General features: G+C 63.2%; 12 protein-coding genes and 1 pseudogene. 1 reads left to right on the forward strand and 12 read right to left on the reverse strand.

The window, feature by feature from the left end; translation table 11 throughout:
- Positions 1-42 precede the first annotated feature (42 nt).
- The 12 genes and pseudogenes from G3N95_RS24680 to G3N95_RS24735 form a co-directional block, all read right to left on the reverse strand.
- A complete protein-coding gene (locus G3N95_RS24680) occupies positions 43-1,833 on the reverse strand; it encodes a SulP family inorganic anion transporter (RefSeq protein WP_205972690.1) in 1,791 nt (596 codons plus the stop codon).
- A gap of 337 nt (positions 1,834-2,170) precedes the next feature.
- The gene (locus G3N95_RS24685) at positions 2,171-2,623 is read right to left on the reverse strand and encodes a YaiI/YqxD family protein (protein ID WP_205972691.1); all 453 of its coding nucleotides are present in this window, start codon (positions 2,621-2,623) and stop codon (positions 2,171-2,173) included.
- Between the two features lie 96 nt (positions 2,624-2,719).
- Positions 2,720-3,055 carry a Rieske 2Fe-2S domain-containing protein gene (locus G3N95_RS24690; protein WP_205972692.1) on the reverse strand — a complete coding sequence of 112 codons (336 nt, stop codon included), beginning with the start codon at positions 3,053-3,055 and terminating at the stop codon, positions 2,720-2,722.
- Positions 3,052-3,363 (reverse strand): YciI family protein, encoded by a 312-nt coding sequence (locus G3N95_RS24695; RefSeq protein WP_205972693.1) that lies wholly within the window; start codon positions 3,361-3,363, stop codon positions 3,052-3,054. The genes G3N95_RS24690 and G3N95_RS24695 overlap by 4 nt, the downstream gene beginning before the upstream one ends.
- Positions 3,360-4,241 (reverse strand): intradiol ring-cleavage dioxygenase, encoded by an 882-nt coding sequence (locus G3N95_RS24700; RefSeq protein ID WP_205972694.1) that lies wholly within the window; start codon positions 4,239-4,241, stop codon positions 3,360-3,362. Before G3N95_RS24700 ends, G3N95_RS24695 begins: the two co-directional genes overlap by 4 nt.
- 30 nt (positions 4,242-4,271) lie before the next feature.
- Positions 4,272-5,339, reverse strand: a complete 1,068-nt coding sequence (locus tag G3N95_RS24705; RefSeq protein WP_205972695.1) for a maleylacetate reductase — start codon at positions 5,337-5,339, stop codon at positions 4,272-4,274.
- Positions 5,340-5,353: 14 nt separating this feature from the next.
- Positions 5,354-6,820, reverse strand: coding sequence for an aldehyde dehydrogenase family protein (locus G3N95_RS24710; protein WP_205972696.1), 1,467 nt, complete (start codon positions 6,818-6,820; stop codon positions 5,354-5,356).
- A gap of 35 nt (positions 6,821-6,855) precedes the next feature.
- Entirely contained in the window at positions 6,856-7,875 is a 1,020-nt protein-coding gene (locus G3N95_RS24715) for a hydroxyquinol 1,2-dioxygenase (protein ID WP_205972697.1), read from the reverse strand.
- Between the two features lie 44 nt (positions 7,876-7,919).
- Positions 7,920-8,423 carry a hydroxyquinol 1,2-dioxygenase gene (locus G3N95_RS24720; protein ID WP_205972698.1) on the reverse strand — a complete coding sequence of 168 codons (504 nt, stop codon included), beginning with the start codon at positions 8,421-8,423 and terminating at the stop codon, positions 7,920-7,922.
- Between the two features lie 166 nt (positions 8,424-8,589).
- A complete protein-coding gene (locus G3N95_RS24725; RefSeq protein WP_205972699.1) occupies positions 8,590-9,519 on the reverse strand; it encodes a LysR family transcriptional regulator in 930 nt (309 codons plus the stop codon).
- A gap of 99 nt (positions 9,520-9,618) precedes the next feature.
- Positions 9,619-10,893: an MFS transporter gene (locus G3N95_RS24730; RefSeq protein ID WP_205972700.1), complete on the reverse strand. Its 1,275-nt coding sequence runs from the start codon at positions 10,891-10,893 to the stop codon at positions 9,619-9,621.
- Positions 10,894-11,064: 171 nt separating this feature from the next.
- Positions 11,065-12,324, reverse strand: a pseudogene (locus G3N95_RS24735) (ATP-binding protein); the annotation flags it as partial.
- 363 nt (positions 12,325-12,687) lie between these two features.
- Here G3N95_RS24735 and G3N95_RS24740 point away from each other — a divergent pair.
- The gene (locus tag G3N95_RS24740) at positions 12,688-13,623 is read left to right on the forward strand and encodes an AraC family transcriptional regulator (RefSeq protein WP_205972702.1); all 936 of its coding nucleotides are present in this window, start codon (positions 12,688-12,690) and stop codon (positions 13,621-13,623) included.
- The last annotated feature ends 137 nt before the right edge of the window (positions 13,624-13,760 follow it).

Genomic DNA, 13,760 nt, shown 5'->3' on the forward strand with positions numbered 1-13,760 from the left:
TCGCGTGATGAATACTTCAGGCAGTCGTCACCGTTCGAAGGCTCACGCCATCCTGGTTGCATCCGGCAACGGTCCTTTTCCAGTCTCGTCCAAACTGAGGGACGTTGTGTCGGCGCCTTGCAAGAACGCATCGACCACGTCGCTCACCGTGACACGCCGCCCCAGATGACCGACCCGCTCCTCAAGACCTTCCGCCCGCAGGATGTCGCGCGCGCCTGCATGGGCCATCACGATCCGCAGAAGCATCCCGCGTTTGGCGAGACCCGCTTGCAGTCCCGCCAACATCCGCGCGCCGGCAAGATCGACTAACGGAGAACTGGACAAGTCGCAGATCACCAGCTTGATCGGAGTCGCACTCGATCGGATCTTCTCCCACACCGTTGCCCGGACATGTTCGGTGTTGAAGTAGAGCAGCGACGCTTCCACGCGAAACATCAGCACGCCTGGCACCGCCTCGTTGTCCGGGTGACGTTCGACATCTGAATAGCGTTGCGTGCCTGGAATGCGCCCCAGTATCGCTACGTGCGGATGCGCAGCGCGCCTGATGAGCAGCAGCATCGATGCGAGAACCGCGACTATCACACCCTTCAGGATGCCCAGCTCCAGCACGGCGACGAATGCGAGCATCGACACGAGGAATTCATAGCGGCTCACGCGCCATACATGACGCAATTCGCGGATGTCCACGAGTCCCTTGACCGCAACGAGTACGATCGCGGCAAGCACCACATTGGGCAGATTGGTAAGCAGTCCCGTCAGGAACAACAGACACAGACCGATTGCGATCGAAGCGAACACGAGCGAAAGCGGTGTCTTTGCACCGGCCTTGTCATTGACCGACGACTGCGACAAACCGCCCGCCACCGGATAGCCCTGGAAGAAGCCTGCCGCGAGATTGGCCGCGCCCAACCCCAGCAGTTCCTGACGCGGGTCGATTTCATAACCGTTCTTTTGCGCGATCGCGCGCGCGGCCGATACGCTTTCGACATATGACAGCAGCAGGCACGCGAACGCCAAAGGAATGATGCCGTCGACATCGCGTACACGCAGCGCCGGAAAGTGGAATTCGGGCAAGCCGCCGGGTAACGTGCCGACCACCTTGAAACCCATCTCGCGAAGCGGCGTCGCCGTAAGCAGGACGATGGACAACAGCACGACAAGCAATGCAACGGGACGACCGGGAAGAAATTTCTCGCCCAATAGCAGAAGAACGAGCGCGCCGATACCGAAGACGAGTACGACGAGTTGTGTATCGGGAAGCTGTCCGACGAGAATCGTGACGCGCTCGAAGAACTGCTCGCCGCCGCCTTTGACACCGAACAGCTTCGGCAATTGGGTCAACGCGATAGTCAGCGCCGCACCCGCCTTGAAACCGAGCAATATCGTTTCGCTGATGAAATTCACCAGTGAACTCAGTTTGAAGATCCACGCCAGCACGCACATCACGGCAACCAGGATTGCGGTCAGCGCCGCAATGGATGCGAATCTCGCGGGATCGCCGCCTGCCATGTCCGCGATGGTCACACCGACGAGCATCGAAATCGCCGACGTCGGACCGATAGCCAGTTGGCGCGACGATCCGAAAAACGCGTAGAACAGTCCGCCGACCAGGTAGCAGTAGATGCCGTATTGCGGCGGCAGTCCTGCCAGCGTCGCGTAGGCGAGCGACACCGGTATCCCATAGGCGGCGAGTGTCACACCGGCGATTGCATCGGCGGAAAGCCAGTGCCATTGATAACCCGCGAGCCATTGTGCGGGCGGAACGATTGCACGCCAGCCTGTAGTGGGAGTTTCAATTGCTGCCTCGGCGGACGGCACCGGTTGATTCGCCATCGCACTCTCCTCTCGATCGGTCGATCCAGAGATTCATGTGGCAGACGATACTCATGCGACGTCCCATCAGGTTTCAAGGACGTGGAGACCTGCCATCAGCGCCAATTCACCGCTCGATTGCCGCGGCATCGAATGAATCGGTCGCTGTATAAAAGTGGGCTCGATACAACGGGGAGCGATGCACCCGCTGTCATCTATCGCCACGAGAATGATGTCGCCTGACTGACGCCCGACTATGCAAAATGCTTGCGGCGCGTGAAGTCACGCGGATCCACATCTGCTACTTTAGGTCACCATGCCGGTTGAGTGGCAATTCATCGCACGGAAGGACGCGAGATTACACAGCGCGGCGGCGCGCGAGGAAACGGTCCAATTGTCCTGCGAACACCTTGCCGTCATTGGCGGAATACGGCGTCGGGCCGCCCGTTTCAACACCTGAACTGCGCAGTTGATCCATCACGTCGCGCATCGTGAGACGCTCCTGGATGTTCTCGCGGCTAAACCAGCTTCCGCGCGGATCGAGCACATGCGCGCCCTTGTCGAGCGCAGCGGCGGCGAGAGGGATGTCCGCCGTGATCACGAGGTCGCCGTCCTGAACCAGTTCGACGATGCGGTCATCGGCAGCGTCGAAGCCCGACGGCACTTGTATTGCCTTGATGAAGCGGGAAGGCGGCGTCCGCAGATACTGGTTCGCGACCAGCGTCACGCACACCTCGACACGCCGCGCGGCGCGAAACAGTATCTCCTTGACGACGACTGGGCAGGCGTCCGCGTCAACCAGCACTTGCATCGAAGTAGCACTCATCGAGGGAAAGAGTCGACATCTTACTGCCTGCTCGCGCCTGGTGGGCGGCCTCATGGGTTGCGGCGTGATCCGGCGAAAAACTCACAAGCCAACTTCGACGACGGACAGCGTGGCATCCACCCGCACATCGACGGCATCCAGCGCCGCCCCGGCACATGGCCCTTCGATGCAGCGTCCGTCCTCGAAACGGAACAATGCGCTGTGATGCGCGCACATCAACACCTGCGCGCGATAACACGACACCTGCCCTTCTTCGAAATCGAGCCGGACGGAAAAATGCGGACAGCGGTTCACATAGCCCCACACGCTGTCGCCGCGCCGTACGAGTATCACGGGCCGATCCGCGCGGTCCACGACGCGCGCGCCGCCGTCGGGCACGTCGCCGAGGCTGCACAGGCGGTTCGTCTCTCCGTTCATACGCGCTGCTCCGGGTTGCCGAGACTCCAGTCCCAAGGGCGCACCTCGACCCGCTCGAACAGCCCTGCCTGCATGTACGGATCGTTACCGACGAACGCCATCACGTCGCCGATGCCATCCGCCTCGACAACGAGCAGCGTGCCGTTCATCGCATCGCAATGCGGCGCGAGCGTCGGTCCGCCGAGCCGTACGAACACGCCATGCGACGGCGCGCTGCGCAGATACGCGCGATGACTCGGCCGCACGCGTTCGCGCACTTCGCGCATCTGCGGCTTGTCGGTTGCGAACACGGCGAAGTAGCGTCTCATGACGTGGCGCTCCCATCCAGAACGAAGTCGTAGCGCGCCTCGCGATAGTTGCCGTCAAAGCCGAAACGGCGAGCGAGTTCGTCGCCTGCGGAGCGTTCGCCGTACGCGACCAGCAGCGAAGGCTTCACGCCGAACACGGCATCCGATTGCAGATACGGATCGTCCTTGTCGAACAGATGCGTGACGAGCGTACGATAGCCCGGCGCCTTGATCATGAAATGCAGATGCGCGGGACGCCACGGATGCCGCCCCGTCGCTCCGAGCATCCTGCCGACCGGGCCATCCGTTGGAATCGGATAGCTGACGGGCACGATCGTCGTGATCGCATAGCGGCCTTCGGCGTCCGTGCGATAACGTCCGCGCAGATTGCCATGCGGCTGCGCCGTGTCCTGCCCGGAATACATCCCGTTGTCGGCCGTCTGCCACACGTCGAGCAACGCGCCCGCAACGGGCTCGCCCGTGGTCGTCAGGACCCGGCCATGGACGAGCGCGGGCGCGCCCGGCGTGAAGGCCATGTTCTCGCCGTAAGCGCGCTCCGGCATCCCTTCGATATAGAACGGCCCGAATACGGTTGTGTCGGTCGCGCCCGTGGCCAGCCGGTGATTGATTGCATCGACGAGCATCGACACACCCAGCGTATCCGACAACAGGATGAACTCCTGCCGCACGAGGTCGTCGCACATCTTGCCCGTCGCGGTCAGAAAGCGGATCGCCGCCATCCACTCGGCTTCCGTCGGTTCCACTTCGCGCACGAACGCATGCATGTGCCGCACGAGGCTTTGCATCAGCGTGCGCAGCCGTGTGTCTTCCGTGTTCGCGAAGCTCGCCACCACTTGCTCAGTCAAGGCTCGTTCGGCCTCTCGATCGTCCGTCGTCATGTCTTCCTCCAGCTTCCTGCTTGGTTGTGTTCAGGCGGGCACTACGCCCCGCCATGCGCGCTGCAGCAGCGCGTGGATCGCGTCGCGCTCGATCGGTCGCGGGTTCGCATACGGATTGCGGCACGCAAGCTCGGCGGCTTCGTCGAGGCCCGCTTCAGGCATGCCGATCTCCGCGAGCGACAACGGAATGCCGAGCGCGCGGTTCAAATCGTAAAGCAGCGGGCCGGCCTCGCGCGCGTGCTGGCCGCCGAGCGCCCGCGCGACGCGCGTCAACGCGTCGGGCGCGGCCTCGTGGTTGTAGTGTGCCGTATGCGGCAGCATCGCGGCGTGCGTCTGCGCATGCGGCAAGTTGAACGTGCCGCCGAGCGTATGACACAGCTTGTGATGCAGCGCCATGCCGACGGCGCCCAGACAACTGCCCGCGAGCCACGCGCCATACAGCGCGCGGCTGCGCGTGTCGGCGTCGTCCGGCTTGCGCACGATGCCCGGCAACGCTTCGCCCAGCGCGCGGATCGATTCTTCCGCCATCAAACTGATGATGGGGTTCGCGTCCTCGGCATAGAGCGCTTCGACGGCATGCGCAATCGCGTTCACGCCCGAGGCCGCCGAGATCGACGGCGGCAACGTCAGCGTGAGCGACGGGTCGTAGATCACCGTGCGCGGCAGCACGCGTGGGTCGCGGCCCGTGCGCTTGACGCGCCCTTCCGTGAGGCCGTAGATCGGTGTCATCTCCGAGCCGGCGTATGTGGTCGGTACGGCGATGATAGGCAGCGACGACTCCAGTGAAATCGCCTTGCCGAGCCCGATCGTCGAGCCGCCGCCAACGGCGACACAGCAGTCGGCATCGAGTGACGCTGCCGCTTCGACGGCAGCGCGGGCCACGTCGACGGGCACATGCATCACCGCCTGCGCATGCACGCCCGCCGCGCGTTCGCCGAGCACGCGCGCAACGTCGTCGGCCAAACCGTGCTGTTCGGGTGTCGAGAGGATCAGCGCACGCCGCGCGCCGAGCCGCTCGACTTCGGCGGACAGTTGCGACAGCGCGCCCCACCCGAACACCACGCGCGACGGCGTGCCCTGATAGACAAAGTCTTTCATCGCCGTCATCGCCCTTAACGCTTGAAATGCGGCGGCACGTTGCCGTCGACGTTGACCCACACCGAACGCGCTTCCGTGTAATCGTGCATCGCCTCGTAGCCCATTTCGCGTCCATAGCCCGACTTTCCGACGCCGCCGAACGGACTACCCGGATTCACGCGCTTGTAGCAATTGATCCAGCACATGCCCGCTTGAATCTGCCCCGCCGTGCGATGCGCGCGCGACAGATCGCGCGTCCACAGGCCGCTGCCGAGTCCGTAGTCGGTGCCGTTCGCAATCTTGAGCGCCTCTTCATCGCTGCCGAAACGCAGCACCGTAACGAACGGCCCGAACACTTCTTCCTGCGCGATGCGATCTTGCGGTGTCTTCGCTTCGACCACCGTGGGCCGCACGTAGTAGCCATTCGCGAGCGATGCATCCTGCGGCGCGCCGCCGCCCGTCAGCACGCGCCCGCCCTGCTCGCGCGCCACGTCGACATAGGCCTTCACGCGCTCCAGATGTTGCAGCGACGTGAGCGGTCCCATTTCGGTGTCGGGATCGAGCGGATTGCCGACGCGGATCGACGCAGCGAGCGCGACGAAACGTTCGAGGAACGGGTCGGCAATGCGCTCGTGCAGGATCAGCCGCGAGCCGGCGATGCACGCCTGCCCCTGATTGTGGAAGATCGCCCATGCCGCGCCATTGATCGCGGCATCGAGATCGGCGTCGTCGAACACGATGTTCGCGCCCTTGCCGCCCAGTTCGAGCTGCACGCGCTTCAAGTTGCCCTGCGATGCCTCGACGATGCGCCGCCCCGTCGCCGTCGAACCCGTGAACGCGATCTTGCCGACGCCCGGATGTTCGGCGAGCCGCTGACCCGCCGTATGGCCGTAGCCCGGCACGATGTTGACGACGCCGGCGGGAAAGCCCACTTCAGCCATCAGCTCGACGATGCGCAGCGTGGAAAGCGGTGTGATCTCCGAAGGCTTCAGCACGACGGTATTGCCCGCCGCGAGCGCCGGGCCCATTTTCCAGCTCGTGAACATCAGCGGAAAATTCCACGGCACGATCTGCCCGACCACGCCGATGGGCGCGCGCTGCACGTAGTTGAGAAAGCCGGTTTCGACGGGAATCACCGAGCCTTGCAGCTTGTCGGCCATGCCGCCGAAATAGCGGAAGCATGCCGCCGTGCGCGGCACGTCGAGCGCACGCGAATCGCGAATCGGATGACCCGTGTCGAACGATTCGAGTTGCGCGAGTTCTTCTGCGTTCGCTTCGATCGCATCGGCGAGACGCAACAGCAGACGCCCGCGTTCGGCGGCAGCCATTCCCGCCCACTTCGGGAACGCGCGCGTCGCGGCGGCGACAGCGAGATCGACATCGGTGGCCGTGGCGGCGGCGATCTTCGTGATCAGCGAGCCGTCGTGCGGATTGAGCACATCGATCGTGCCGCCTTCGGCTGCATCGGTGAAGCGGCCGTCGATAAAGAGTTGGTTTTGCATGTGAAATCCTTGATTCAAACGAGGCACGCCGTGGTTCAGAAGTCGACGGGATACGGCTTCAGTTCGCCGCTTTCATAACGCTTCGGCAGATTCGGCGTCGCGTTCTCCCACACGAGCAGCATCGAGCGTTTGGTCGAATAGCCTTGATGGCGGATATCGGCGGGCATCGCGCAGATGTCGCCGGCGCGCATCGTGATGCGGGCACGCGGCGCGCCCGTGTTCTTGTCGCCGATGTCCCAGACGATTTCATCCGACAGCTGCAGGAACCATTCGACGCGATCGTTGCCGTGGAAGACGGGCAGGATGTATTCCTCGGTGGTCGGGCAGAACAGACTCTGGCCGCATACCGACGTCACAGACGGATTCCACGTCACATCCGAACGCGACAGGTACTTGAACAGGCTGAACGCATGCAATTGCCCTTCGAAACCGGGCTCGACGTGCACCTCGGGCTCGTCCTGGGATACGTCGGCGAAAGCGCGGTTGATGGGCAGATCGTCGCGCAGCGGCGAGTCGCCTTCGAGGCCCGGCATGCGGCGCGTGGCAATGCGCGTGCGTTCGATCGCAGCATCATTGTCGCCATGCTTGCGGCCGAATGCCGTGCCCGTTTCCTCGGGCGCCGCGAACGGATCGAAGCCCTCATTGGTCCAGTCGTGCAGGATCGCCTTGAAGGTCGCCATGATGGTCGGCGTTTCGAAGGTCTCCATGTAGTCGACGCCCGCTTCTTTCATGATGCCGTTGAACGAACCCGCGTAAATGTCCACCTTGCCGTAGTGATTGCGCGTGCCGAACACGTGATCGAAATTCACCCAGCCGTAGAAGAAGCCCCATGCGACGTCGCGCATCATCGCGCGCAGGAAGGCGTCGGCGGGCACTGCGTGGGTGCGGGTCTGGCCTTTCGCGGGCCAGTTGATCTTGACGAAATACTCGTCGCGCAGAAATTCGAAGGCGCCGAGCGTGAAGCGCTTATAGCCGGTGACGGGATCGGGCGCGCTGGCCTTGACGGTGTCGGCCGCGAAACCGGCGGGATGATCGAGCGTGTCGAGGGTAGCCATGTCGTGTCTCCTGATGTTGTGGGCGATGTGTGCGGGAACGTGTGTCAGTGCAGGCAGATGTCCGCCCACTTCTCCACCGACAGCTTGCCGAGCATCGTCTGCACGAGCGCCACGCCCGGCTTCTGCGCGCTGAAGCGATATGCGCAGCCGGCTGGCAGCAGCGCCTGATGGCCGCGGCGCAGCACGACGTGTCCCATCGCGCGGCCTGCGGGCTGCTCGCCTGCGTTCGACGCATGGACCGAACCCTGGACGTTCTGCGGCGGCGTATCGAGCTTGATGAAGTCGATGCGTGTTTCGCCGTCCATCAGAATCGCGAACTCGTCGTGTGAACTTGCGAACCAGCGCGACTGCCCTTCCGTGCGCAGCACTTCGATCACGTATTCGAGGTTCTTGCCGACGACGACCTTGTCGTAGGGCGCGGATTGCGAAGCGACTTCGAAGATGTTCGAGAAGACGTAGTGGCGCGCGGCGCCGCTCGTGATTTCGATTTCGCCTTTGCGATAGCCGTCTAGCGAACCGAAGAAGGTGTGATACGAGGTGTCGGTCATGGTTGTCTCCAATCGGGTAAGTTGTTGGATTCAACTTTAGGAGCGAGCCACGACATCAACAACCGGCACGGCGCCGATTACGGCATTTGCGATTCGCGAACAATCGCGTGGGAATCAGTGTGGGAAAGGCTTTGAAGCGCGCGTCGAGGTGCGCGCACGGGCGACTTCAGCGGATCCAGCCGCGCTCGATGAGCGGCACATCCCACGACGGTTCGGGCCCGAGCCTGTCGGCGAGAAACTCGACCAGCGCCTTCACCTTGAGCGCCTGGCGCTGCGTCGCGGGATACACGGCCGCGAAGTTCAAAGGCGACAGCGCGTAATCGGTGAGAATCGGCACGAGCGAGCCGTCGAGCAGCGCGGCGCTCGCGACGAGCGTCGGCAGGCACACGACGCCGCCGCCCGTCAGCGCATAGTCGCGCAACAGATGCACGGAGTTCGAGCGGATCATGCCGGGCAATTCCATCTCGACGACCTCGTCGCCGCGCGTCATCGTCCAGCGGTTGCGCGATGGATAACCCGAATAGAGCGCCGTGGTGTGCTGCAGCAAATCGCGTGGATGCTGCGGCGCGCCATACTCGCTCAAATAGGAAGGCGCGGCGCAGAAGAGCCGCCGCACGGTAAACAGGCGCCTTTCGATCAGCGATTCGGAGATGGGCGGGAAGATCTGGAACGCGACATCGAAGCCTTCTTCGATGGGATCGACCACGCGGTCGTTGACGATCACATCGAGCTGAATGCCGGGATAGCGCCGGTTGAACTCCGCCAGCGACGCGCCGAAATGCCCGAGCGCGAAGCCCGGCAACATCTGGATGCGCAGCCGGCCCGTGGGCGTCGCGCGCAGTTCGCGCATCTGGTCGGTCAGTTCGTTGACGCGCCCGACTACTTCCGCGCATTCGCGGTAGAACGCTTCGCCGACGTCGGACAGCCGCACGTGGCGCGTGCTGCGATGAAAGAGCGGCGCATCGACGAACTTCTCCAGTTGCTGGATGCGGTTCGTCACGACTGAACTGGTCACGCCGAGTTGCCGTGCGGCCTCGGCGAAGCTGCTGGTTTCCGCCACCCGCACGAAGGCTTCGATGCTCAGAAAACGATCCATGCTGCGTCCTTGTCCCCGTGTCCAGCACGTCAGTGTATACGTGCCGGCACGTGGGCTGCCGTGCGCGGCGCAAACGGACACCGCGCTTGTTTCGGGCGCTTATTCCGGTTGTTCGACGGCAGGGAAACGCGCGGACTCGTCGACTGACGGTGCGCGGCGGCGCGCTTTGGCGGGCGCTGTCTCTTCAAGGAGCAGGCTCACGCCGACACCGAGGATCACTGCGCAAATCGGCAGCCACAGGATGTTCTGAATGCCGAAGTGCGTCGCGACGAAACCCGCGAGCGCAGGCGCGATGCCGCCGCCGAAGATCTCGCCCGCGCCGACCACGATGCCGATAGCCGTCGACACCATGCCGATAGGCGCCGCTTCTGTCGCGACAGGCCCGGACAGCAGAGACACGAGGCCCAGCGTGAAGAACGACGCGACGAACAGCACCGCAAACAGCGCGAACGGCTGCGCGCCAAGGCCACGAAACACGTACAGCATCACGGCCGTGCCGATGAAACCGACGATGCTCGCAAAGCGCCGCCCGACGAGATCGGATAGTCCCGGCAACCCGAACTGTCCGACGAAGCCGCCGAAGCCGATTGCCGACACGACGACGCCCATGCGCTGGGTATCGAGCGAGAGATAGTCGGTCAGGTAGAGCGGCAGCATCGCGCCGAGCACGAATACGCCCGTCATCGCGCAGAACAGCGCGACCATTGCGACGGGGATGTTGCGGCTCTTCAGCACGTCACGCCAGTTGCCGTGCGGCTTGTGTGCGGACGCGGGCGTGGGCGTGATCGATTCGGGTTTGGGCTCGCGAATCACGCGGTACATCAGCAGACCGAGGATCAGCCCTGGAATGGACACCAGCGCGAACACCCAGCGCCAGCTCATCACGCCGAGCAGTTGCGTCGCGATGATGGGCGACAGCGCCAGCCCGAACAGCGCGAAACCGCTTTGCTGCAAGCCCAGGTTGAAACCACGCCGCTTCGGATGCGAAGCGTCGGCCGTCGCGGCGAAACTCGTCGGACAGAACGAACCTTCCGCCACGCCCATCAGCGCGCGAATCCCGAGCAGCGCCGCCAGCCCGCCCGCGACGCCAGAGAAGCCGGAGAGCAGCGAGAACGCGATGATCGCGGGGATCAGCACCTTGCGGCGGCCGATCTTGTCGGAGATGCCGCCCATCAGCGCGGCGAACACGCCCCACGACAGCCCGAGTATGCCAATGCAGTTGCCGACGTCCTGCGCAGTCAGATGCAGGTCTTTCATGATCGACGGAAAAAGCGGCGCAATGAGCCACCGGTCAAGACCTACGAGGCCGAAGCCCAGCGCAAGCAGCGTCACGGCTTTCCATTCGTAGGACACGTCCCACTGATTCGGTTTCATCTCTGTCTCCAATGTCATGTTCGCGCCGGCGTGCGTTGTGCGTCTCGCTGCCGGATTGCCAGAGAGTGGACCAAGCTGGGCCTGCTTTGAATGGGGGTGAGGGCGAATGCGGCATTCGCGAAATGCGAATAATGGTGGCAGCTTCGTGATGTGGGAAGCGATGCCGCGACTTCAGTATCCGAGCCGCGGCAGCGTAAAAGTCGCCCGCGTGCCGACGCCTTCGCGTGCAGAGAGGGTGAGCTTGCCGCCATGCGCATCGACGATCGAATGCGAGATCGCGAGGCCCATGCCCATGCCGCTTTCCTTGGTAGTGAACAGCGGCTCATGAAGCCGATGAGCAATCTCCGGTGCAATGCCGCTGCCCAGATCGTCGACCGTCACGCACACCACGTCGTCCTGTATCGAGCAGGCAAGCACGAGACGCCGATCGCTGTCGCGCGCCGCCATCGATTCGGCGCCGTTCATCAGCAGATTGATCACGACCTGCTGCAACTGGATCCGATCGCCCCGCACTTGCATGCAGCCGTTCAAGCCGCGCAGTTCGAGCGATACCTTCAACGCGTCGAGCTGGACGGCGACGAGCGCCGACGCTTCGCGCAGCGCGTTGCACAGGTCGAGCGTCGCGAACTGCGGCTCGGCCTTGCGTGCCTTTGCACGCATGCTGTGAATGATGCCGCGCGCGCGGGCCGCACTCACGCCGATGTGCGTGAGCATCGCGCGCGCTTCGTCGATGTCGGGCGGACTGCGGTTCAACCAGCGCAATGCGGCGATGGCCGAGGTATCGACGGCGGCGAGCGGCTGTCCGACTTCGTGCACGATCGACGCCACGAGTTCACCCATGGCATTGAGACGGCTGGCGCGATCGAGGTCGGCGAGCGCGGAGCGCAACTGCTCTTCGGTTCGTGCGCGTTGCTGATTCTGCTCGACGAGTTCTTCATGGAGCCGCGCAGTTTCGAGCGCAAAAGCGGCCTGGGACGCGATGACTTTCAGCAGCGCCTGCTTTGCTGCAGTGAACGCGCCGCGTACCTCGGTGTTCTCCAGATACAGCACTCCCACGAGCGTGCTGGCGCGTGTCAACGGAAGGCACAGCACCGAACGCGGACACTTGCTGCGCAAATAGGCATCCTGTGCATAGGCCGGCGATGCGTGAGCATCGTCCATCGCCACGCCCTCGCGTGTGCGGGCCACCGCATGCACGAGCGACACAGGCAGCAGATGACGCGTGAAGGGCCCAGGTTCCTGTTTGACGACGATCGAACCGTTGATCATCTGCGCGCTCGCCGACAGCTGCCATACGCCGCTGCGCAGAAGAACCAATGCGCCCTGCCCGGCGCCCGCGCTCTCCAGTGCCGCACGCAACAGGATTTCCATCAGCCGCTCGGGCTTGTCGTGACTCGCCAGCGCTTCCGATATCCGCGATACGGCCTGAATACCCTGGTCCTGCTCAGGTCCTGCGGCACACGCGTGCGCGTCGGCCTCGAACGTATCGACAAGGTTTTGGGTATTCAGCTCGGTCATGCGTCGATGGGCTTGGGCGTATTGAACGTTGAGGGTCGCTGGCGCGGTCATGAGAGGCCTGGCATTGATTCATGCATACGCGATGCCTCAATCACTACATTGGCAAAGCCACGCATCGACCTCGGACACCACACTGATGAGACGGTATAGAAAGCAGCCCATTAGCGCCTTGTACGTTCTTGCCTGTTTTGAATAGAACTGATATTTTTTCGCACCTTGCAGTCAGATGCACCGCATCGTATGGGCGCCAGAATAATCAATCAATGCGGAGGCTGATTGGCCCTGACGAATCGAACCGACGCTGCTTCTGCGACGATCCAGCCATCCGCGCAGCCTTACTGGGCCGGCGCATGGGTCGAGAAATTCGACAACAGTTCATTGCGGCAACTTCATCGGAAGACCTTTGCAGGGCTGTCGGTCGTCTTCGTGGACCTGCAATGCGAAGGGCCGACCAGCCAGGATATCCGCGTCGATTGTGGACGCCTCTGCGTGACGCTCGACGAACGCGGCGGTCAGATGGAAGGACGCGTCAGTGCATCGCGGCGAGTATCGTCGCGTCTCGACACGATGTATCCGATGTCGTTGACGCCTGCGGGCATGCCCTTCTGGGCCTATAGCGATACGACTCGCCACGTCACATTTGCGTTGTTCCTGTTCGACTATGCAACGGTGGTGCCGCTGATCGGCGAAGACGTCGACGTTCGCGCGCTCGCCGAGCCCCGCGTCATGTTTTTCGACGAGCGCGTGCTGATGCTCGCGCGACTGCTCGCGCTGGAATGCAACGACTCGACGAAAACCGACCTGCTGTATGGCGACAGTCTCTCCGTGGCTCTGCTGCTGCGGCTTTGCCGTCTCGACAAGCTCGAACGGGCGCCGCAGCGCACGGCCATTGCGCCGCATCGTCTGCAGCTCGCGCAGGACTTCATGCTGACCGATCTGTCGACGAATGTTCGCCTCGACGACGTCGCCTCGCTCATCGGTCTCTCGCCTGCGCATTTTTCCCGGGCGTTCAAGCAGTGCACGGGGTTGTCCCCTCATCAATGGCGCCTGAAGGAACGTCTCGAACACGCGTGCCGCATGCTCATCAAGTCGCCGCATACGATCGCCCAGATCGCCGTTTCGACCGGCTTTAGCGATCAGGCTCATTTCACGCGCGTTTTCAGGCGTCTTTATGGCGTCACGCCGGCAGCGTGGAAAAGAGAAGCACGTTGAGGGTGTGTCTCTTCGTCTGATGTCATAGGCGCCATTCAGCCATATATCGCGCCTCCTCTTCGCCTTCATCAAGCTCCCATCGCCTCATCCTCTATCGGGCTGCCCGAGTCGTGTATCGTAGCCGCGCAAGCTCCTTC

Origin of the sequence: Paraburkholderia sp. Tr-20389 (genome assembly GCF_017104565.1) — a bacterium.
Lineage (GTDB): Bacteria > Pseudomonadota > Gammaproteobacteria > Burkholderiales > Burkholderiaceae > Paraburkholderia.

What these genes read in the sequence shown, in the direction of transcription:
- G3N95_RS24705 (WP_205972695.1), bottom strand. Translation starts at nt 5,339, where the DNA reads ATGAAAGACTTTGTCTATCAGGGCACGCCGTCGCGCGTGGTGTTCGGG.
- G3N95_RS24680 (WP_205972690.1), bottom strand. Translation starts at nt 1,833, where the DNA reads ATGGCGAATCAACCGGTGCCGTCCGCCGAGGCAGCAATTGAAACTCCC.
- G3N95_RS24700 (WP_205972694.1), bottom strand. Translation starts at nt 4,241, where the DNA reads ATGACGACGGACGATCGAGAGGCCGAACGAGCCTTGACTGAGCAAGTG.
- G3N95_RS24685 (WP_205972691.1), bottom strand. Translation starts at nt 2,623, where the DNA reads ATGCAAGTGCTGGTTGACGCGGACGCCTGCCCAGTCGTCGTCAAGGAG.
- G3N95_RS24695 (WP_205972693.1), bottom strand. Translation starts at nt 3,363, where the DNA reads ATGAGACGCTACTTCGCCGTGTTCGCAACCGACAAGCCGCAGATGCGC.
- G3N95_RS24715 (WP_205972697.1), bottom strand. Translation starts at nt 7,875, where the DNA reads ATGGCTACCCTCGACACGCTCGATCATCCCGCCGGTTTCGCGGCCGAC.
- G3N95_RS24690 (WP_205972692.1), bottom strand. Translation starts at nt 3,055, where the DNA reads ATGAACGGAGAGACGAACCGCCTGTGCAGCCTCGGCGACGTGCCCGAC.
- G3N95_RS24720 (WP_205972698.1), bottom strand. Translation starts at nt 8,423, where the DNA reads ATGACCGACACCTCGTATCACACCTTCTTCGGTTCGCTAGACGGCTAT.
- G3N95_RS24725 (WP_205972699.1), bottom strand. Translation starts at nt 9,519, where the DNA reads ATGGATCGTTTTCTGAGCATCGAAGCCTTCGTGCGGGTGGCGGAAACC.
- G3N95_RS24710 (WP_205972696.1), bottom strand. Translation starts at nt 6,820, where the DNA reads ATGCAAAACCAACTCTTTATCGACGGCCGCTTCACCGATGCAGCCGAA.
- G3N95_RS24730 (WP_205972700.1), bottom strand. Translation starts at nt 10,893, where the DNA reads ATGAAACCGAATCAGTGGGACGTGTCCTACGAATGGAAAGCCGTGACG.